This is a genomic window from Streptosporangium amethystogenes (genome assembly GCF_000721075.1).
GTDB lineage: Bacteria > Actinomycetota > Actinomycetes > Streptosporangiales > Streptosporangiaceae > Streptosporangium > Streptosporangium amethystogenes.
Genome location: NZ_JOEQ01000008.1, coordinates 122,318 through 140,620, shown reverse-complemented (window position 1 = coordinate 140,620; position 18,303 = coordinate 122,318). Strand labels below are relative to the sequence as shown.

Genomic DNA, 18,303 nt, shown 5'->3' with positions numbered 1-18,303 from the left:
ACGACCTTGGGGGTGGGCGATCGTGCGGCAAGGGCGATCCGTCTAGTCATCTTGCACGCCGTAATGTGCATAGGCAAGTACAGATGCACGTGCATCTGCACAAAAAGCTCTATGCTCGTGGTGTTGTTTCCCTCCCTAATCGGTGAGAGGCGAGGATGAACCAGCTGTACAACGGCATGCCGGCAGCCCTGATGGGCGGCATCGTCTGGCGCAAGAGCCACTTCAGCAACCCCAGCGGCAACTGCGTGGAACTCGCGGAGCTCCCCGACGGCAGGGTCGCGATGCGCAACTCCCGCGATCCCGAAGGGCCCGCGCTGATCTACACGCGCCACGAGGCCGACGCCTTCGTCCGTGGAGTGAAGGGCGGGGAGTTCGACGACCTGATCACCTGACCGCCGGCGAGGAGTGGTTGAAGAATAAAATTCTCTATGGTCTGGGCTTGGTGGGCGGAGTACCGTGAAAGGTCGCGATCGCCGCAAGAAAGTCGGAACAGGCTCGCGTTTCGTGCCCAAAGGACTGTAGATGATCACACCTCACGCCGACGATCAGCCGGTCGCTCCAACCCCCTTGGCCGTGCCGAAGGGCAGTTCCACGGTGCTGCGGATCGTCCTGGGAGCGCAGCTCCGCCGGCTGCGTGATCACCGGGGCATCACCCTGGAGGAGGCGGGAAAAGCCATCCGGGCCTCGCACTCGAAGGTCAGCCGCATGGAGCTCGGCAGGGTCAGCTTCCGGATCAGGGACGTCGCAGACCTGCTCACCCTGTACGGCGTGACCAGCGAGGACGAGCGGGCGCCGCTGCTGTCCCTCGTCGAGAAGGCCAACCTCACCGGCTGGTGGCACAACTACAACGACGTGCTGCCCAACTGGTTCGAGACGTACGTGGGGCTGGAGGAGTCGGCCACCGGCATCCGCAACTACGAGGTCCAGTTCGTGCCGGGACTGCTGCAGAGCGAGGGTTACGCGCGAGCCGTCGTCCAACTGGGCTTCCCCTCGGCCTCCCGGGAGGAGCTGGACCGCCGGGTACGGCTGCGCATGGCGCGCCAGCGGCTGCTGCGCGGCTCCGCGCCGCCCCACCTGTGGGCGGTGCTGGACGAGGCCGTGCTGCGCCGCCCGCTTGGCGGGGTCCAGGTGATGTGCGAGCAGATCGACCACATCCTGACGGCGCTCGAACTGCCCAATGTGACGGTCCAGATCGTGCCCTTCAGCGTGGGCGGGCACGCCGCGGCCGGAGGGCCCTTCAGCATCCTGCGGTTCGCCCAGCCCGACCTGCCCGACGTGGTCTACCTGGAGCAGCTCACCAGCGCCGTCTACCTGGAGAAGCGCGACGACGTCGACAGCTACCTGGAGGTCATGGAGCGCCTGTGCATCGAGGCCGAGCCGGTCACCCGCACCCGCGAGATCCTGCTGGGAATCCGCGAGGAGCTGAGCAGGAAGCGGTAGCCGGAGGCGGGGGCGACCCCGCCACGTCGTCCACCCGGTGGTCTCTCCCCTGAGGAGAGGCTCTCGTCGCAACTGCGCTCCCGCACCGTGATCACGCGGACGCCGTCCCGATCTGAGCCGTCACCCTCCGTAGGGGGCCACCAGGACGTCGACGATGTCCCCGTACCCGATTCCCTTGTGCGCCAGCTGTCCGGCCACCGCGAGTTCCGCGAGGCCGTGGGCCGTCGAAAGCAGGGCCATCAGCTGGGCCTTGGGCACCGGCCCCTCCCCGGTGCCCGCCATGCCGAGCGCCGTCGTCACCTGGTCGATCGCCTCCTCCAGTTCCGGATGGTGGCCCGCGAGGAACTCCGAGGCGAACACCAGCCGGTACTCCTCACGGTGCGCCGTGGCGTACTTGACGTAGCTCAGATAGAAGGCCCGCAGCCGGTCGCGCCGGCCGGCTTCCTGTGAGATCGCTGCGGCGACGTGCGCGCTGAGGTCGGCGATGACCCGGACGGCGAGCGCGGCCAGCAGCGCGGTCTTGTCGGTGAAGTGCCGGTAGGGGGCCGTGCGGGACAGGCCGGTCAGGTCGCCGACGGCGCGCAGCGTCACGGCGTCGAGCCCCTCCTCGCGCAGCAGTCTCAGCGCGCTCTCGACCAGGCGGGTCCTGGTGTCGTCCATCATGCGCCCGAACCTTTCCCGGCAGCCTGTGTTGACAATGTCAACGTAGCTGGTTGACACTGTCAACGTGATGTTGACGACGTCAACTGGAGAGTTATGAAGATCACGGTGAACGGCGTCCCCGCCACGGTGGACGCAGGCTCCGACGACGCCGCCGTGGACGTGCTGCGCGACGGGCTCGGCCTCACCGGTGCCAAGGCCGCCTGCCGCACCGGGGTCTGTGGCGCCTGCACGGTCATGGTGGGCGGCACACCCCAGGCGAGCTGCCTGCTGCCCGCCGCCGTCCTGGAGGAACGCGAGATCGTCACCGCGGAGGGCCTCGACCACCCCGTCCAGCGAGCGTTCGCGGTCCACGACGGCATGCAGTGCGGTTACTGCACGCCAGGGTTCGTGGTGGAGGCCGCGGCCTTCGTCGACGCCTGGCGCGCCGAGCACGGCGATGTCGCTCCACCGCGCGAGCGGGTCGCCACCGCCATGGCGGGCCACCTGTGCAGGTGCGGAGCCTACGAGGGGATCCACGCGGCGATCGCCGCCGCCTGCCGGGGAGAACACGACGGCGCCGCGGGGACCCCCGCTCGCCTGGAGGCGATGGACAAGATCACCGGCCGAGCCCGCTACACCACCGACGTACGGCTGGACGGTCAGCTGGAAGGCGTGGTCATCCGCTCCACCAGGGCACACGCCCGCGTCACCTCGGTGACCGTCGGCACCGCACACGTCGTCGACCTGCTGCCGCCCGACCGTACCGTCCGTTACGCGGGCCAGCCCGTCGCCGCCGTCGCCGCTGCCACCCGCGGTGCGGCCCTGGCGATCGCGGAGGCCGCGAAGATCGGCTACGACCCGATGCCCGCCGCGCTCGACGACACGCCCGAGAGCCCGCCCGTCTACGACGAGTCCGAAAGGAAGCGCGCCCCCAGCTCCAGCGAGGGGCTGGAGCTGCCCGGCGACTGGCACGGCAACGTGCACGGCCCCTTCACCCGGGCGAGCTGGCGCGGTCGCACCGCCGTCAAACGGATCGAGACCGCGCGGCGCGACGCCGAACCCCGCCTGGTGAGCGGCACGTTCACCACCGCCGTGCAGGTCCACACCCCACTGGAACCGCACGCCTGTGTGGCCCGCTGGGACGGCGAGGGCGACCTCCACCTGCACCTGTCCACCCAGACCATCGGACTGACCACCGAAAAGGCCGCCAGGCGGTGGAACCTGCCCGTCGGCCGGGTCCACCTCGTCGCCGACCACGTCGGTGGCGGTTTCGGGGCCAAGGCCGGCCTCACCGTCGAGACGGTCGCGGCCGTCGAGCTCGCGCGGGCCTGCGGAGCGCCGGTGCGCGTGGTGTTCAGCCGCGCCGAGGAGCTCGGTGACGCGGGCAACCGCCCCGGCACCCGCACCACGCTCGAACTGCTCACCGACGACCGGGGCGACCTCGCCGCCCTCACCGTGGACGTCCACGGGCGCGGCGGCGTGGCCGTCGGATCGGCCGTCGCGGTGCTCGCCCGCCTCATGTACGGCACGGCTCCTCGCCGGCTCCGTGACTACGACGTGGTCACCAATGAGCCGCCCGGCGCGCCGTTCCGGGGGCCGGGGGCGCCGCCCCTGCTCTGGGCGCTCGAACAGGCGGTGGACGAGGCCGCACACCGCCGCGGCGAGGATCCCATCGCGCTGCGCCGCCGCTGGGACGGCAACCGCAAACGGCACGCCCTCTACGACAGGGCCCTCGCCCTGCCCCTGTGGGCCGACCGGCCGCGGACCGGCTCCCAGACGGGCCGCTTCCGCAAGGGCGTCGGGGTGGCCGCGGCCAACTGGGCCTACATACTCGACCCCGCCACCGAGGTGGAGTTGCGCGTCGAGGGCGACGTGGTCGTGGCCGCCACCTCCACCCAGGACATCGGAACCGGTATCCGCAGCGTCATCGCCGGCGTCCTGCGGGAGGAACTCGCACTGCCCGCCGAGCGCGTCCGCGTCGAGATCGGCAGGACGGGCACCGTGTACGGACCGCCCTCCATCGGCAGCCGCACCACGACCTCGGTCGCCCCGGCCGTACGCGACGCCGCGCGGCGCCTGCGGGAGCTGGGCCTGACCGACGGGGCCAGGGTCGTCGGCAGGCGACGCCGCGACCGGCACGGTTACCTGACCCCGATCGCGATGGCCGGTATGGCCCTCGGCCGGGGATTCAGCGGCGCCGTCCACGTCACCGAGGTCGAGGTCGACACCCGACTGGGAGCCGTCAGGCCGCTGCGGGTGTGGGCGGGAATCGCGGTGGGCCACATCTACGCCGAGCGGCTGGCGCGCAGTCAGTGCGAGGGCGGCGTCGTGCAGGGCATCGGCTACGCGCTGTACGAGGAACGCCTGGTCGACCCGGTGACGGGAATCGTGCTGACCGCCAACCTTGACGACTACCGCATTCCCGGCATCGGTGACACCCCCGAGATCACCGTGCATTTCCACCGCGACGGCTGGGAGCACGTCAACGGCCACGGTGTCGGGGTCGGCGAGATCTCCACGATCGGCGTGGCCGCCTCGGTGGGCAACGCCGTCCACAACGCCACCGGCTGGCGCCCTCACGACCTGCCCATCCGCCCCGACCGGCTCCTCGAAGGGATCTCCCGTTGACCTCCTCCCCGAAGCTCACCGATCTCGGCGACGCCGTGCGGCGCGGGGGCGAGTTCCGCGCCGGAGGCACCGACCTGATGGGCCGCCGCGCGGCCGGGCCGCACGTGGACCTGCGCGGCCTGCCCGACCTGTCCGACGTCACCTGGCGGCCGGACGGCTCGGTCCGGATCGGCGCGCTCACCACGGTCGCGCGGGTCGCCCGCGACGCGCGCCTCGGTGCCGCCCACCCCTGCCTGGCGCTGACGGCGGCGGGCCTGGCCACGCCCCAGATCCGGGAGGCGGCCACGGTCGGGGGCAACCTGCTGCAGCGCAACCGCTGCGCGTACTTCCGCAACCCGGCCTTCTCCTGTCACCAGAACGGCGGCGACCACTGCCCGGCCCGCGCCGGGCTCGCCCCGAACGCCGCGATCGTCGACACCGGGCCGTGCATAGCCCCGCACCCGTCGTCGCTGGCGGTGGCGCTGCTCGCCTGCGACGCCCTGGCCGAGGTCCACGGTGGTGCTCACGATGATGTCCGCGGTGGGTCCCCGTTCCCGGTCGTCGGCCTGTACGGGGACGGCTCCGACCCCACCCGCGACCACCTGCTGGGGCCGGGGGAGATCCTGCTGTCCGTCGTCCTGCCGCCGCCCGTGCCGGGCGAGCGGGCCGCCTACCACCGGGCGATCGGCAGGTCCGAGGCAGAGTGGCCGCTGGTGGAGGCGGCGGCACGGCTGGTCGTGGACGGAGACAGGATCACCTTCGCCAGGGTGGCCGCGGGCGGTGTCGCCCGCGTCCCGGTGCGCCTGCCCGAGGTCGAGGAGGCGCTCCTGGCCGGGGAACCTCTCGACCGGGCGGCCGGGCTGGCCACCGCCCGGTGCGCTCCGGCGGCTCGCAACCGTTACAAGCTCGCCCTGCTCTCCGGGACCGTCCTGGAGGTCCTGGAGCGCGCCACCGGAACCGCCGGGCACCGCTGACCGGCTCGCCCGTACCGCCCCGCGCGGCTCCTCGCCACGGCGAGGAGCCGCGAAACACACCTCAGCGGGACGGTCGCGCGGCCGCGACCAGCCCCGTCTCGTAGGCGACGATGACGAGCTGGGCCCGGTCGCGCGCGCCGAGCTTGCCGAGCAGCCGGCCCACGTGCGTCTTCACGGTCGCCAGGCTCAGGGTCAGGTGTTCGGCGATCTCGGTGTTGGACAGCCCCCGGGCGATGAGCGCCAGAACGTCGCGCTCCCGCCCGGTGATCCCCTCGAGCTCGCGGGCCACCGGGTGCGCCGGTTCCGGGAGCCGGGAGAACTCGGCGATGAGCCGGCGCGTCACCGTCGGGGCGAGCAACGCCTCGCCGGAGGCGACCACCCGGATCGCGGCCAGCAGATCGCCCGGCGGGGTGTCCTTCAGCAGGAAGCCACTGGCCCCGGCGCGTAGCGCCGCGTGGACGTACTCGTCCAGGTCGAACGTGGTGAGCATGAGCACGCGCACCCCCAGGACGCCCGTGGGACCGCAGATGCGCCGGGTCGCCTCGATGCCGTCCATCTCCGGCATCCGCACGTCCATGAGCACCACGTCCGGCGACTCGTCGCGGGCCAGCTCCACCGCCTCGGCACCCGTCCCGGCCTCGCCGACCGTCACCAGATCGGGGGCGCTGTCCACCAGCAGCCGGAAGCTTCCGCGCAGCAGCGCCTGGTCGTCCGCGACGAGCACCCGGATCACGGCGTCTCCCCGTACGGCATGCGCGCCGAGATCCCGAAACCGCCCTCGGGACGGCGCCCGGCTGTGAGGCTCCCGCCGTACACGGCCACCCTCTCGCGCATCCCGACCAACCCGTGCCCCGGGCCGCCGGGCAGCATCCGCTCCCCGGGCCCGTCGTCGGCGACCTCGACCCTGACCTCGCCCGCCGACGCCTCGACCGAGACCCGGCACCGGGCGGGGGCGGCGTGCCTGACGACGTTGGTCAGCGCCTCCTGGACGATCCGGTACACCGACAGCTCCACTCCTCCCGGCAGGCCGGTCGCCCGGACGTCCAGTTCGACGCGGACCCCGGCCATCGCCGCCTGCCCGGCCAGTACGGAGAGGTCCGTCAGACCGGGGGAGGGGGTGAGGTCGGGTGGCGCGTCGAGATCGGAGCGGAGCACGCCCAGCAGCCGGCGCATCTCGGTCAGCGCACCCCGGCTGGTGGCCTCGATGACGCGCAGCGCGTCCGCTGCCTCCTCGGGCCGGGCCGCGGCGACATGGTTGGCGATGCCCGCCTTGACGGCGATCAGGCTCATGCTGTGCGCCACCACGTCGTGCAGTTCGCGGGCGATCCGCAGCCGTTCCTCGGCCACCGCCCGGTCGGCGAGCTGCTCGGCCGACCGGATCGCGTACGCGCGCCGCTCGCGCGCGGCGCGACCGACGATCCAGGCGCCTCCCATGAACGTCATCCCTCCCAGCAGCACTCCGGGAAGCCGTGGGGCCGGCTCGGAGACACCCATCACGGACATCAGCAGGACGGCCAGCGCGCCACAGACGCCGATCGCGACGGTGGGCTCCCGTCGGGGCCTGGGGCGGGTGAGCGCCACCATGTAGATCGCGAAGGCCGCCGCGGCGAACCTGTCGTGCACCAGGCCGAGGAGGACGGAGGCCAGCGACATCGAGAGGACGATGCAGAAGACGGTGAGCGGCCACAGCCGCCGTACCGCGAGCGGCAGGGCGACCCCGGCCAGGACCACGCACTCCGCCCATGGGGGAACCGCCGCGTCCGGGTTCTCGGCCGAGAGCAGCAGGAGCGCGAGCGCGTATCCGACCGCGGCCAGGGCGTCGAGGCGGACGAGCCGGCCGCGGCTCCAGCGGCGCAGGAGGAGTGAGTCGTCCACGCTGGAACGGTATCCGTCGCCGGGCTCTCCTCGCCTCCCCCCGGGGGATGTCATCCCCGGGGACCATCCCCTCGTGCCGCGGCCGCCGCCGTCGGCCCCGGGGCTGAGCGTGAAGTGCCCGCCGTGGTCCGACGCGCCCGCACCCCGTGCGGGGAGAACCTCGACGGCATGATCGAAGTTGAGGAGCTGACCAAACGCTATGGCGCGACCACCGCGGTGGACGGCCTGTCATTCCAGGTGAAACCGGGGCTGGTCACCGGTTTTCTCGGTCCGAACGGTGCGGGGAAGTCGACCACCATGCGCGTCCTGCTCGGGCTGGACGTCCCGACCTCCGGCCGGGGACTCGTCAACGGGCGCCGCTACGCCACGATGCGGTACCCGATGTACGAGGTCGGCGCGCTGCTCGACGCGAACGCGGTGCACGGGGGCCGCAGTGCCTTCGACCATCTGCGCTGCCTGGCGCGTACCAACCGGATCGGGGTCTCCCGGGTAGCCGAGGTCCTGGAACGGGTGGGCCTGGCCGGGGTGGCGCGCAGGCAGGTCGGCGGTTTCTCGCTCGGCATGCGGCAACGGCTGGGAATCGCAGTGGCCCTGCTCGGAGACCCGGGTGTGCTGATGTTCGACGAACCGGTCAACGGGCTCGACCCGGAGGGCGTGTGGTGGATCCGCCACCTGATGCGCTCGCTGGCCGCCGAGGGACGCACCGTGCTGCTCTCCAGCCACCTGATGAGCGAGATGGAACTCACCGCCGACCGCCTCGTGGTCATCGGCCGGGGCCGGTTGGTCGCCGAGACCACCCCGAGGGAACTGGCCGCCCGCCACGACCGGGGTGTGCTGGTGCGCTCCCCGGGCGCCGCCCGGCTCACCGGCGTGCTGGAGGCCGCGGGCGCGACGGTCGAGACGGGGCCGGGAGGGGAACTGGTCGTCAGAGGGCTGGACGTCACCAGGATCGGTGACCTGGCGGCGGGCGCCGGCCTCGCCGTGCACGAGATCACCCCGCGCACCGCCTCCCTGGAGGAGGCGTACCTGGAGCTGACCGGCGACAGCACCGAGTACCGGGCGGGTGGGCGATGAGCGGGCAGGAGGGCGCCCGGGACGGGGACGCGCCCGGTGGCCGGACGGCGGTCGGTCTGCCCGGGGACGCGGGGTTCGGCGGCCCGGGCATCCGGCTGCTCGCCGATGTGCTGGCCGCGGAGTGGCTGAAGCTCCGCACGGTCCGCTCCACCTGGTACATCCTGGCGGTGGTCGCGGCCTTCGTCCTGCTCACCGCCGTGTACAGCCTCTACCTGGGCAGCCTCTGGGACGGGATGTCGCCCCGGCAGCGGGCCACCCTGAGCGCCTCGCGGCCCGAGCAGATCGTCGTGATGCCGGCGCAGATCTGCATGGCCGTGCTCGGGGTTCTCGCGTTCACCTCCGAGTACGTCACCGGCATGGCCCGCACCGGCTTCACGGTGATGCCCCGGCGCAAGACGGTGCTGGCCGCCAGGGCGGTGGTCGTGGCCGCCGTCGCGTTCGGGGTGGGGCAGGCGAGCGGGCTCGTGGCATTCGTGGCCGGTCGGCTGATCATCGGTGACCGCCCGATCCCGGACTTCGCCGGGCCGCTGTCGGAGGAGTTCCCCGAGATGTTCGTCGGCGGGCTTTCGGTGGTGGTGCTCGCCATGGTGGGACTCGGCGTGGGCGCCGTTCTGCGTTCCACCGCGGGGGCGATCACGGCTGTCGTCGTCTACCTGTATCTCCTCCCGCGGTTCGCGCTGTTGCTGCCCGAGCCGTGGAACGCCAGGATCGGCTCGGTGCTGCTGGAGGACCTGACCAATCAGGCGATGGGCAGGCCCCCCATGGCGGTCGACTTCGGTGAGGCCCCGGCCGGGATCGGGTTCTCCCCGCCGGCGGCCCTGGCGGTGATGTTCCTGTACGTCGTCGTCACGCTCGGCGCCGCCGCCGTCGCGCTCACCCGCAGGGACGTCCGATGAGCGGTGCCGCCGGTGCCGCCCCATCACACGGGGCCTGGCCTGGCGGGGTGGGGCGGCAGCGGAGAGAAAGGCCGCCCGGCTTCGGAGGCAGAGGAGGTTCTCGCCGCGCCGGTCCGATGGGGCGCGTGACGCGGAGGCGCGTGAGGTGAGGTGACGCCGGAGCGCCGACCAGTATATTACTTTGTAAAGGAGCTCGGGCCGGGAAATTCAGCCCGGTCTCATCTCAACGTGGAGACCAGGTGCCTCGCCAGGCCGTCGGAGGCGGCCTCCACCATCAGCAGCACCTCGGCGAAACCCTCACGGCCGCCGTAGTAGGGATCGGGCACCTCGGCGTCCGGCGGGGCGGCGAGGTCGAAGGAGCGGAACAGGCGCACGTCCGCGCCGTCCGGGGCAAGGCGGCGCAGGGCGCGCAGGTTGTCGGTGTCCATGGCCAGAACCAGGTCGATCCGGCCGTACCAGTCGCGCAGGAACTGCCGGGCCCGGTGCCGCGAGCCGTCGTAGCCGTGGTCGGCGAGCATCTCGGCGGCCCGCGCGTCCATCGGATCGCCCTGATGCCAGCCGCCGGTGCCCGCGCTGTCGACCGTGACGCGATCTCCAAGGCTGTGTTCGTCCAGGGTCTTTCTCAGCACGACCTCGGCCATCGGCGACCGGCAGATGTTTCCCATGCACACCACGCATATGCGATAACTCATGCCTACCAGGATGCCGTCCGTGAAGGGCGCGGCGACCGGGGCGCGGTCCTGCCGGGGAGGCGGCGTGGATTCCGCGCCGGGTCCGCCCGCGAAGCCGCGATGACCGCCGCCTTCCCGAACGCTGCCCGCCGAGGCGTGCCCGGTGCCGTGAATCGCCGGCGGTTTTCTCGGCGGAGGTGGAATCGATCACGTGCGAGCGATGTTCGACTGCCCTGTAGACATCGTCCATGAGGTGGAGGTTCCCGTGGGAAAACTGAGCGAAGACGCCAAGAGCCTGCTCAAGCAGCCGATTCATGCCTGGGTGACCACTGTCAGGCCGGATGGTTCGCTGCACAGCACGGTCGTGTGGGTTGACGTCGACGGAGACGACGTCGTCTTCAACACGGCCGTGGGCCGGGCCAAGGAGCGCCACCTGCGCGAGGACCCGCGCGTGTCGGTGAGTGTCCTGGATCCCAAGAACGACTATCACCTGGTCAGCGTCTCGGGGAAGGCCCGGCTGGAGCTGGAGGGTGCGGACGAGGTCATCGACGGCCTGGCGAACAAGTATCTCGGCGTGGAGTCCTATCCCTTCCGTAAGCCGGATGAGCAGCGCGTCACGGTGCGGATCACGCCCGATGACGTCATCTTCAACCCGGGGAGCTGAGTGGCGGCGAGTGGTCGCGGCGTGCCCGTGCCCATCCGCCACACCGGTGCACGGCTGACCGGCGCCGGGCCTGGTCGCGATCCGCGGCCGGACCCGGCGCCGGGCTAGCATGTCGCCCGGTGGAGCGGTAGAACGGCACCGGGAAGGGGTGGGTGATGTCTGACCTCGTCACCGTCGTCGGCATCGGAGCCGATGGCTGGGCCGGACTCTCCCAGGAGGCGCGGCGCGAGCTGCACGCCGCCGAGGTCCTGATGGGGAGCGCACGACAGCTGGGGCTTCTCCCCGAGCCCAGCGCCGAGCGCGTCGTCTGGCCCTCGCCGCTGCTTCCCGCCCTGCCCCAGCTGATCGCCCGCCACCGGGGCCGCCGGGTATGCGTGCTGGCCAGTGGCGATCCCATGTTCCACGGCATCGGCGCGACCCTGGTACGGCTGCTCGGCGCCGACCGGGTCCGAATCCTGCCGCACCCGTCGTCGGTCTCCCTGGCCTGTGCCAGGCTCGGCTGGGCGGTCGACCGGGTCGAGGTGGTCAGCCTCGTGGCGCGTCCCGTCGAGGTGTTGCATCCCGCCGTCCAGGACGGTCGCCGGATCCTGGTCCTCAGCGCCGGCGGCCACACTCCGGCCGGGGTCGCCGGGTTGCTCAGCGCCCGAGGTTACGGCGCGAGCGCGATGACGGTCCTGGAAAGGCTGGGGGGCGCCGAGGAGCGGGTGATCTCCGGTACGGCCGGTCAGTGGTCCCTGCCGGTGGCCCACGCTCTCAACGTCGTCGCCGTGGAGTGCCGTGCCGATGCCGGGACCGTTCCGCTGCCCCGGCTGCCCGGTCTGCCGGACGAGGTGTTCGGGCACAACGGGCGGCTCACCGGAAGCGAGGTGCGCGCGGTCGTCCTGTCCCGGCTGGCGCCCACCCCGGGCGAGCTGCTGTGGGACATCGGCGCTGGGGCGGGCGGCATCGGTGTCGAGTGGATGCGTGCCCATCCGGAGAACCGGGCCGTCGCGGTGGAGTCCCACCCCTCGCGGGCGGCCGTGATCGTCCGTAACGCCACGGCGCTGGGAGTTCCCGGTCTGGACGTGGTGACCGGTGTCGCCCCCGCCGCGCTCGCCGGGCTGAAGGCGCCGGGAGCCGTCTTCATCGGCGGTGGGGTGACCGTTCCGGGGGTGGTGGAGGGCTGCTGGGAGGCGCTGCGGCCGGGCGGCAGGCTGGTGGCCGGCGCGGCGACCGTCGAGTCGGAGGCGGCTCTGGCCTCCTGGCAGGGGGAACTCGGTGGGGACCTGGTCCGGCTGGCGGTCAGCAGGACCGTCCCGGCCGGTGGCTTCACCGGCTGGCGGCCGATGGCGCCCGTCACGATCTGGACCGTGGTCAAGCCACCGGTCCGGGAGGGTGCCCGCTGAGCGGCCCGGGCGTTCCTGGCGGTCCGGGCCTTGGCACCCGCCCGCCGTGGCCGGGGGATCAGCCCAGGGCGTGGTCGAGGTTGAAGGCGGCGCTGATCAGCGAGAGGTGGGTGAAGGCCTGCGGGAAGTTGCCGAGCTGATCGCCGGTCTGCCCGATCTCCTCGGCGTACAGGCCGAGGTGGTTGGCGTAGGTGAGCATCTTCTCGAACGCCAGCCGCGCCTCGTCCAGGCGCCCGGCGCGGGTGAGCGACTCGACGTACCAGAACGAGCAGATGGAGAACGTGCCGTCCTGCCCGTGTAGCCCGTCCGGGCTGGCCGAGGGGTCGTAGCGGTAGACCAGCGAGTCCGACACCAGGTTCGCGCCGAGCGCGTCGAGGGTGGACAGCCACTTGGGGTCGGTGGGGGAGATGAACTTGGTCAGTGGCATCATCAGCACCGAGGCGTCGAGGACGTCGTCGTCGAAGTGCTGGACGAACGCCCCCAGCCGCTCCGACCAGCCGCGCCGCATGATCTGCCGGTAGATCGCGTCGCGGGCCAGCTGCCAGCGCTGGGTGGCGGCGGGCAGGCCGCGGTGGGCGGCCATCCGCATGGCCCGTTCGATCGCCACCCAGCACATCAGCCGCGAGTAGACGAAGTTCTTGCGCCCGCCGCGGGTCTCCCACACGCCCTCGTCCGGCCGGTCCCAGTTGTCGCAGACCCAGTCCACCAGGAGGTGGACCTCCTCCCAGAGCTCACTGGAGATCGGCCGGTGCCACTTGTCGTAGAGGTAGATCGAATCGAGGAGAGCGCCGTAGATGTCCAGCTGGAGCTGGTCCACGGCGGCGTTTCCGACGCGGACCGGGGCCGAGCCCTGATAGCCCTCCAGGTGGGCCAGCTCGATCTCGGGCAGGTCGGTGCGCCCGTCGATGCCGTACATGATCTGCAGTGGCCCGGAGGGGCCGCCGCAGTCGTGGCTGACGTGCTTGGACAGGAAGTTCATGAACGCCTCGGCCTCCTCGCCGAAGCCCAGCCTGAGCAGTGCGTACACGCAGAACGCCGAGTCGCGGATCCAGACGTACCGGTAGTCCCAGTTGCGTTCTCCGCCGATCCGCTCGGGCAGGCTGGTCGTCGCGGCGGCCACGATCCCGCCGGTGGGCGCGTAGGTGAGGAGCTTCAGCGTGAGCGCGGAGCGGTGCACCATCTCCCGCCACCGGCCGCGGTAGCGCGACGCCGACAGCCAGCGGCGCCAGAACGCGACGGTGGCGGTGAACTGCTCCTCGGCCTCCTCGATCGGGCATGGGCGCGGGGCCAGGTCGTCGCTGAGCCTGTCCAGGGCGAACACCGCCCACTCGCCCTCGTTGAGCTTGAACTCCGAGCGTATGTCCTGGCCGTCCGCCTCCAGGGTCGTGCTGGAGGAGAGGGTCAGGCGGAGCGACGGTGACTCGAAGGTCGCCCGGCCGTCCCGCATGCTCAGGACGTGGGACTGTCTGCCGTAGTCGAACCTGGGAGCCACCCGTGCCCGGAACGGCAGTGATCCCCGTACACATCTCACCCGCCGGATCAGCCGGTGCCGGTCGCGCTCGCCGGAGTCGTCGACGACCGGCATGAAGTCCTGGATCTCGCCCACCCCGTCGGTCGCGGAGAACCGGGTGATCAGCACGTTGGTGTCCGGGAAGTAGAACTGCCTGGTTCTCGCGGGCACATCGGTGCCCAGCTCGAACGATCCGCCCCGGGTGGCGTCCAGTATCGAGCCGAACACGCTGGGCGCGTCGAAGCGCGGGCAGCAGTACCAGTCGATCGTGCCGCGGGTGTCCACCAGCGCCACGGTGCGCAGGTCGCCGATCAGTCCGTGGTCGGCGATGGGCAGGTATCCGGGGCTTCCCGCCGGGTCGTGAAGGTCGGGCCGTGCTGCTGTCATGTCGGCCCTCCCAGGCCGCGAGCCGGGCATCGTACGCCCTCAAGCTACGCGGCCCGGACACCCGGTCGGCTCCGTCCCGGGTCAAGGAGTCGGCAGGTTTTCGGGTACGGAACGGCAAAGGCCCCGCGGGGCCGCTGCCGCCGGGTTCAGGCGTTCTCCGCGCGTCCCAGCCGCCAGTAGCCCATGAAGGCCACCGAGGAGCGGTCGATTCCCGCCTCCCGTACCAGGTGGCGGCGGAGCAGCTTGACCATTCCCGCCTCGCCCGCCAGCCAGGCGTACAGGCCGCCGGTCGCGGAGGCGTCCGGGACCTCCCAAAGGATCTCCGTGTCCACGTCGACGTCCTCCAGCGGGGCGGTGGCATCGGGGGCGGTGCCCGCCGGTACGGTGAGTGCGCTCAGGGCGTCGCGGACGGCGGGAATGAGCAGGTCGCCGTGGCGGGCCCCCTCGCGGGGCAGCCAGCTGACCCGCACACCCGGGCGGACATCGAGGGCGAGCGCGTCGGCGGTCTCAGGGATCTCCAGCAGCACCGTGGCGGGTACGGAACCGGAGAGCGACTCGGCGATCGTGGTGATGGCGGGCACGGCCGTCTCGTCTCCGGCCAGCAGCAGGTGCGTCGCCCCGGGGGGCGGCGCCCACTCCTGGCCGCCGGTGGGGCCGGGGTAGGCGGCGTTGGGGCCGACCACCACGACCCGGTCTCCGGGGGTCACCTGGGTCGCCCACCGGGACGCGGGGCCGGTCGCACCGTGCAGGACGAAGTCGACGTCGAGCTCGCGCCGCTGCGGCCGGACGGCGCGGGCGGTGTAGGTGCGGATCGGGTTGCGCAGCTCCGGTGGGAGCGCACGCCAGCGCTGGTACCAGTCGTCCCCGTCGCCCAGGGGGGTGAGGCTGCCGTCCGGCAGCGGGAGGATCACCTTGATCCGCTGGTCGAAGCCCTTGTCGGCGAAGCCCGCCAGATCCTCGCCGCCGAAGGTGACCCGGACGAAGCTCGGGCTGAGCCGTGCCGTCCGCAGAACCTCCACGTGGTGGCCCCGGTAGGCCGGAACCCCCGCTGTCCGCTCCAGGGTCTGCTCGCCGCCCGCTGTCATCACGCCGCCTTTACTGGGAAGTGCCGTTCCCAGTAACTTAGCTTTGCCTAACCTTATTAATCAATCTGTGAGTCCGTGTTCGCCGGTCGGGAGGTCACGCGGCCCGGCGCGCCTCCACCTCGGGGGCCGGGGCCTCGGGGACGGGGGGCTCGGGGACAAGGCCGGTGACGGATCGTGGGCGATCCGCGCGGTACGGTTCGTGCGCCCAGCCCGGTCTGCTCACCCGGAGCGTCTCCGGACTGCCGGCCCGGTCCTGTTCGGACGCCCCGGCCTGGGGTGCTTCGCCGGTCCGCCGTTCCGCCCGCCGGCGAGGCTCCTGCCGCCCGTTCCTCCTGCGGTGCCGTCCCGCCGAGACGCGGGGACGCATCCGGGACAGGACGAACGACGTGCCGAGGACGAAGGTCAGCAGCGCCGCGACCATGGCGCTCTCCATGGAGACGGGGAGCGTACCCGAGGCGTCGGTCAGGGCGGTGGAGGCCGGGGCGAGTGCCGGGCGGACCTCGATCCGGCCGCTCTGCTGCGGGGCGGTGTCGTCCTTCCCCGCCAGGTGCTCCTTGACCTTGCGCGGCAGGCCGTAGCCCACGACCTTGCTCTGGTCGCGTGTCTTGCGCTTCAGCCAGACCCGGTCGACGTTCCCCTCGATGGTGTGGATCGTTCCACCCTCGACGCTCTCGACGACGCCGACGTGGTCGATCCCCTTGATGTCCTTGCCGCCCGACCAGTCGAAGAAGACCAGGGCGCCCGGCTCGGGTGTCCGCGACCAGGCGCCGTTCGTCTCGAACCAGCGGGCCTGCGACGGGGTCCAGGCGAACTGCCCGACGTACTGCTGTACGCCCGCCCGTTCCGCGGCCCAGGCGACGAACATCGCGCACCACGGGGCCGTCTCGTACTGCGGGTCCTGGACCACGTGGGCCGCGTACCACTCACCGAACTTGCTGTGCCTGCCGGGCCCCTCCCGGTACCCGATCTCGGGCCTGATGATTCTGAGCAGATCGTCACCGATCGGATCCATGGCCGTGAGCCACCCCGTCCACTCTCCTCCGCCCTTCCGCGAAGGGGGGCGCCGTCCGATAGAGCTGGACTGTAATCGCAGAAAAACCGAGAAGTGAGGCTATTAACGGAAAAAGCAGGCTTGCGGGGCTGTCGGATGCCGGATTCGGCAAAAGGGGTGAAACCCTGCCGTACACCCTTTAAGATCGTCCGGCGGCCGGGAGCGGGCACCGCGAGCGAGGGGGACACCGGGAGCCGCCCGTGCCCATCGGGTCGAATAGCATGTGATCGCACATGCGCGGCATGCGCGGATGCCGACACCGAGACCCGGTCTCCCGGTCCGGCGAGAACATCGGACGCGAAGGCGGAATGGGTTTCCATGTTCGACGACAAGACACAGGAGACCCTCCGCCGCCTCCTGGACCTCGCCGAGCACTCTGCGACCCCACAGGCCGAGCGTGCCCTGGCCGTCGCGCGGATCCGGGCCCTCATCATGGTGCCCGAGGGCGACGCCCGCCGGGCGCCGGTCACCCCGGCGATGGAGGCCGGGATCCTCAGCCGGGTCAGGCCGCTCGCCCACCGGGTCGAGGAGGACCTGGTGAACGCGGTGCACGGGGACCTCTACGCCTTCAGCACCCGCTACCGGGTGATCGGCGAACTCGCCGAGGAGATCGCCCTGCTGCTTGAGCGCTGGAGCGCCGCCGTACCGCAGAAGCGTCACCGGCACGAGGAGGCCGTCAGGCTCGCGGCCGCCAAGCTCGTCTACCTGCTGGAGCGGCGCGACCTGTTCCGCAAGCCCAGATGGGGCAACCGCCCGAGAACCAGGTAGACCTCTCAGCGGTCCGGGCGGTCGGCGAGCAGGGGAAGCAGCGGGTTCCACGCCGTACCGTCCTGGGCGTCGCGCCGCCGCCGGGCGATGGCGCTCAACGCCTCGAGAACCACGCGGTTGGCCAGCGCTGCGGTGATGTCCGCGTGGTCGTAGGGCGGGCTGACCTCCACCACGTCGACTCCGACGACCGGCAGCTCCAGGCAGATGCGCCGCACGGAGTCGAGGAGCTGGCGCGCGGTGATGCCGCCGGGCTCGGGCGTCCCGGTGCCCGGCGCGTGACCCGGGTCGCACACGTCGATGTCGACGGACAGGAAGACACCGTCGCACTCGTCGGTCGCGATGGCGAAGGCCTCGGTGAGGCACTCCGTCAGGCCGCGGTGCACGATCTCGGTCATCTCGTACGAGCGCATCGAGCGCTCCGCCATCCAGTCCAGCGTCTCCGGCGGCGGCCAGTAGCCGCGCAGGCCGATCTGCAGGAACCGGTCGCCGCGCAGCGCCCCCGACTCGATGAGCCTGCGCATCGGCTGCCCGTGCCCCCACAGCGAGCCGAACTCGATGTCGCCGGTGTCGGCGTGGGCATCGAAGTGGATCATCGAGATCCGGCCGTGCCCGAGGACGTTGGCCACGCCCTTGGCGTCGGGGAAGGCGATCGAGTGGTCACCGCCCAGGACCACCGGGATGGCTCCGGCTCGGGCCACCTTCTCGACGGCGGCCTCCAGCGCGGACAGCGAGGCCAGAATGTCGCCGGGCGGCATCTCGACGTCACCGGCGTCCAGGACGCGCAGGTCGCGCAGCCCGTCGGTGCGCAGTGCCAGGCTGGGACGCGCTCCGTCGTGCGGCAGGTAGTCGGTCATCCGGATCGCCTGCGGCCCGAAGCGCGCTCCCGGCCGGTGCGAGGTGCCGCCGTCGAACGGCGCCCCCACGATCACGATGTCGGCGCCCGCGTAGCTGGCGGGATCATCCAGTGAGCACCGGCCGACGCCGAGGAAGGTGATGTCGGGCCCGAACTGGGCCCCGTAGCGGTTCGTCAAGGACTCTCCGGCGCACGCGATGGGTGGTGGCCGTGGCCCAGGGAGACTTTCCGCCTCGGCGAGGTGTGACCTCGCGGGAGCCGGCGATTCTTCCCGGGGCCACGGCGTGTGAACTGGCGGATCCCGGCGTCCGGGGGGAAGGGCAGCCGGTCACCGTCTTGATGAGGTGGGACCCGCCAGAGCTCTCCGTCGACGCGCCGTACGGGGGTGTGACCCGCCGTTGCGGCGGTATCGCACAACCGT

General features: G+C 71.8%; 17 protein-coding genes. 9 read left to right on the top strand and 8 right to left on the bottom strand.

The features are described 5' to 3' along the window. Positions 1 to 155: 155 nt before the first annotated feature. Positions 156 to 392 carry a DUF397 domain-containing protein gene (locus IG98_RS0114530; RefSeq protein WP_030911495.1) on the top strand — a complete coding sequence of 79 codons (237 nt, stop codon included), beginning with the start codon at positions 156 to 158 and terminating at the stop codon, positions 390 to 392. A 130-nt stretch (positions 393 to 522) separates the two neighbouring features. After that, on the top strand, positions 523 to 1,440 hold the full coding sequence (locus IG98_RS0114525; RefSeq protein ID WP_030911492.1) for a helix-turn-helix domain-containing protein: 918 nt from the start codon (positions 523 to 525) through the stop codon (positions 1,438 to 1,440). Positions 1,441 to 1,560: 120 nt separating this feature from the next. Here IG98_RS0114525 and IG98_RS46860 read toward each other — a convergent pair whose 3' ends face one another. After that, complete coding sequence (locus IG98_RS46860; RefSeq protein WP_051752081.1) at positions 1,561 to 2,103, bottom strand: TetR/AcrR family transcriptional regulator; 543 nt, start codon at positions 2,101 to 2,103, stop codon at positions 1,561 to 1,563. 93 nt (positions 2,104 to 2,196) lie between these two features. Here IG98_RS46860 and IG98_RS0114515 point away from each other — a divergent pair, with 93 nt between their 5' ends. Together IG98_RS0114515 and IG98_RS0114510 are read left to right on the top strand one after the other, a co-directional pair. Beyond that, entirely contained in the window at positions 2,197 to 4,710 is a 2,514-nt protein-coding gene (locus IG98_RS0114515; protein WP_030911487.1) for a molybdopterin-dependent oxidoreductase, read from the top strand. Beyond that, positions 4,707 to 5,663, top strand: coding sequence for an FAD binding domain-containing protein (locus IG98_RS0114510; RefSeq protein WP_030911484.1), 957 nt, complete (start codon positions 4,707 to 4,709; stop codon positions 5,661 to 5,663). Before IG98_RS0114515 ends, IG98_RS0114510 begins: the two co-directional genes overlap by 4 nt. Before the next feature lie 61 nt (positions 5,664 to 5,724). On the opposite strand, the gene IG98_RS0114505 is transcribed toward IG98_RS0114510, so the two are convergent. Together IG98_RS0114505 and IG98_RS0114500 are read right to left on the bottom strand one after the other, a co-directional pair. After that, complete coding sequence (locus IG98_RS0114505) at positions 5,725 to 6,396, bottom strand: response regulator (RefSeq protein ID WP_030911482.1); 672 nt, start codon at positions 6,394 to 6,396, stop codon at positions 5,725 to 5,727. Then, positions 6,393 to 7,538, bottom strand: a complete 1,146-nt coding sequence (locus IG98_RS0114500) for a sensor histidine kinase (protein ID WP_037970283.1) — start codon at positions 7,536 to 7,538, stop codon at positions 6,393 to 6,395. Before IG98_RS0114500 ends, IG98_RS0114505 begins: the two co-directional genes overlap by 4 nt. 168 nt (positions 7,539 to 7,706) lie before the next feature. Here IG98_RS0114500 and IG98_RS0114495 point away from each other — a divergent pair, with 168 nt between their 5' ends. After that, on the top strand, positions 7,707 to 8,612 hold the full coding sequence (locus tag IG98_RS0114495; protein WP_030911474.1) for an ABC transporter ATP-binding protein: 906 nt from the start codon (positions 7,707 to 7,709) through the stop codon (positions 8,610 to 8,612). Then, complete coding sequence (locus tag IG98_RS0114490) at positions 8,609 to 9,508, top strand: ABC transporter permease (RefSeq protein ID WP_051752079.1); 900 nt, start codon at positions 8,609 to 8,611, stop codon at positions 9,506 to 9,508. Before IG98_RS0114495 ends, IG98_RS0114490 begins: the two co-directional genes overlap by 4 nt. Positions 9,509 to 9,726: 218 nt before the next feature. Here the strand turns inward: IG98_RS0114490 and IG98_RS0114485 are convergent, their stop codons facing one another. Next, positions 9,727 to 10,200 (bottom strand): low molecular weight protein-tyrosine-phosphatase, encoded by a 474-nt coding sequence (locus IG98_RS0114485; RefSeq protein WP_030911469.1) that lies wholly within the window; start codon positions 10,198 to 10,200, stop codon positions 9,727 to 9,729. 244 nt (positions 10,201 to 10,444) lie between these two features. Between IG98_RS0114485 and IG98_RS0114480 the strand changes: the two genes are divergently transcribed. Both IG98_RS0114480 and IG98_RS0114475 read left to right on the top strand, forming a co-directional pair. Continuing rightward, positions 10,445 to 10,843 (top strand): TIGR03618 family F420-dependent PPOX class oxidoreductase, encoded by a 399-nt coding sequence (locus IG98_RS0114480; protein ID WP_030911467.1) that lies wholly within the window; start codon positions 10,445 to 10,447, stop codon positions 10,841 to 10,843. Between the two features lie 155 nt (positions 10,844 to 10,998). Beyond that, complete coding sequence (locus IG98_RS0114475) at positions 10,999 to 12,228, top strand: bifunctional cobalt-precorrin-7 (C(5))-methyltransferase/cobalt-precorrin-6B (C(15))-methyltransferase (protein WP_030911464.1); 1,230 nt, start codon at positions 10,999 to 11,001, stop codon at positions 12,226 to 12,228. Positions 12,229 to 12,286: 58 nt separating this feature from the next. Here the strand turns inward: IG98_RS0114475 and IG98_RS0114470 are convergent, their stop codons facing one another. The 3 genes from IG98_RS0114470 to IG98_RS46855 all read right to left on the bottom strand — a co-directional run bounded on the left by IG98_RS0114470 (position 12,287) and on the right by IG98_RS46855 (position 16,222). Beyond that, entirely contained in the window at positions 12,287 to 14,125 is a 1,839-nt protein-coding gene (locus IG98_RS0114470) for a glycoside hydrolase family 15 protein (protein ID WP_030911461.1), read from the bottom strand. 146 nt (positions 14,126 to 14,271) lie between these two features. Continuing rightward, a complete protein-coding gene (locus tag IG98_RS0114465) occupies positions 14,272 to 15,210 on the bottom strand; it encodes a siderophore-interacting protein (RefSeq protein WP_051752078.1) in 939 nt (312 codons plus the stop codon). A gap of 94 nt (positions 15,211 to 15,304) precedes the next feature. Beyond that, on the bottom strand, positions 15,305 to 16,222 hold the full coding sequence (locus IG98_RS46855) for a CHAP domain-containing protein (protein WP_051752076.1): 918 nt from the start codon (positions 16,220 to 16,222) through the stop codon (positions 15,305 to 15,307). A 357-nt stretch (positions 16,223 to 16,579) separates the two neighbouring features. Between IG98_RS46855 and IG98_RS0114455 the strand changes: the two genes are divergently transcribed. Continuing rightward, positions 16,580 to 17,029, top strand: coding sequence for a hypothetical protein (locus IG98_RS0114455; RefSeq protein WP_030911451.1), 450 nt, complete (start codon positions 16,580 to 16,582; stop codon positions 17,027 to 17,029). Between the two features lie 5 nt (positions 17,030 to 17,034). On the opposite strand, the gene speB is transcribed toward IG98_RS0114455, so the two are convergent. After that, complete coding sequence (gene speB, locus IG98_RS0114450; RefSeq protein WP_030911448.1) at positions 17,035 to 18,060, bottom strand: agmatinase; 1,026 nt, start codon at positions 18,058 to 18,060, stop codon at positions 17,035 to 17,037. Positions 18,061 to 18,303: the final 243 nt, after the last annotated feature.

Bases quoted from the DNA above. Each gene is read 5' to 3' on its own strand.
- IG98_RS0114455 (WP_030911451.1), top strand. From the start codon at position 16,580: ATGTTCGACGACAAGACACAGGAGACCCTCCGCCGCCTCCTGGACCTC.
- IG98_RS0114485 (WP_030911469.1), bottom strand. From the start codon at position 10,200: ATGAGTTATCGCATATGCGTGGTGTGCATGGGAAACATCTGCCGGTCG.
- IG98_RS46860 (WP_051752081.1), bottom strand. From the start codon at position 2,103: ATGATGGACGACACCAGGACCCGCCTGGTCGAGAGCGCGCTGAGACTG.
- IG98_RS0114465 (WP_051752078.1), bottom strand. From the start codon at position 15,210: ATGACAGCGGGCGGCGAGCAGACCCTGGAGCGGACAGCGGGGGTTCCG.
- IG98_RS0114475 (WP_030911464.1), top strand. From the start codon at position 10,999: ATGTCTGACCTCGTCACCGTCGTCGGCATCGGAGCCGATGGCTGGGCC.
- IG98_RS0114515 (WP_030911487.1), top strand. From the start codon at position 2,197: ATGAAGATCACGGTGAACGGCGTCCCCGCCACGGTGGACGCAGGCTCC.
- IG98_RS46855 (WP_051752076.1), bottom strand. From the start codon at position 16,222: ATGGATCCGATCGGTGACGATCTGCTCAGAATCATCAGGCCCGAGATC.
- IG98_RS0114530 (WP_030911495.1), top strand. From the start codon at position 156: ATGAACCAGCTGTACAACGGCATGCCGGCAGCCCTGATGGGCGGCATC.
- IG98_RS0114495 (WP_030911474.1), top strand. From the start codon at position 7,707: ATGATCGAAGTTGAGGAGCTGACCAAACGCTATGGCGCGACCACCGCG.
- IG98_RS0114525 (WP_030911492.1), top strand. From the start codon at position 523: ATGATCACACCTCACGCCGACGATCAGCCGGTCGCTCCAACCCCCTTG.
- IG98_RS0114470 (WP_030911461.1), bottom strand. From the start codon at position 14,125: ATGACAGCAGCACGGCCCGACCTTCACGACCCGGCGGGAAGCCCCGGA.
- IG98_RS0114490 (WP_051752079.1), top strand. From the start codon at position 8,609: ATGAGCGGGCAGGAGGGCGCCCGGGACGGGGACGCGCCCGGTGGCCGG.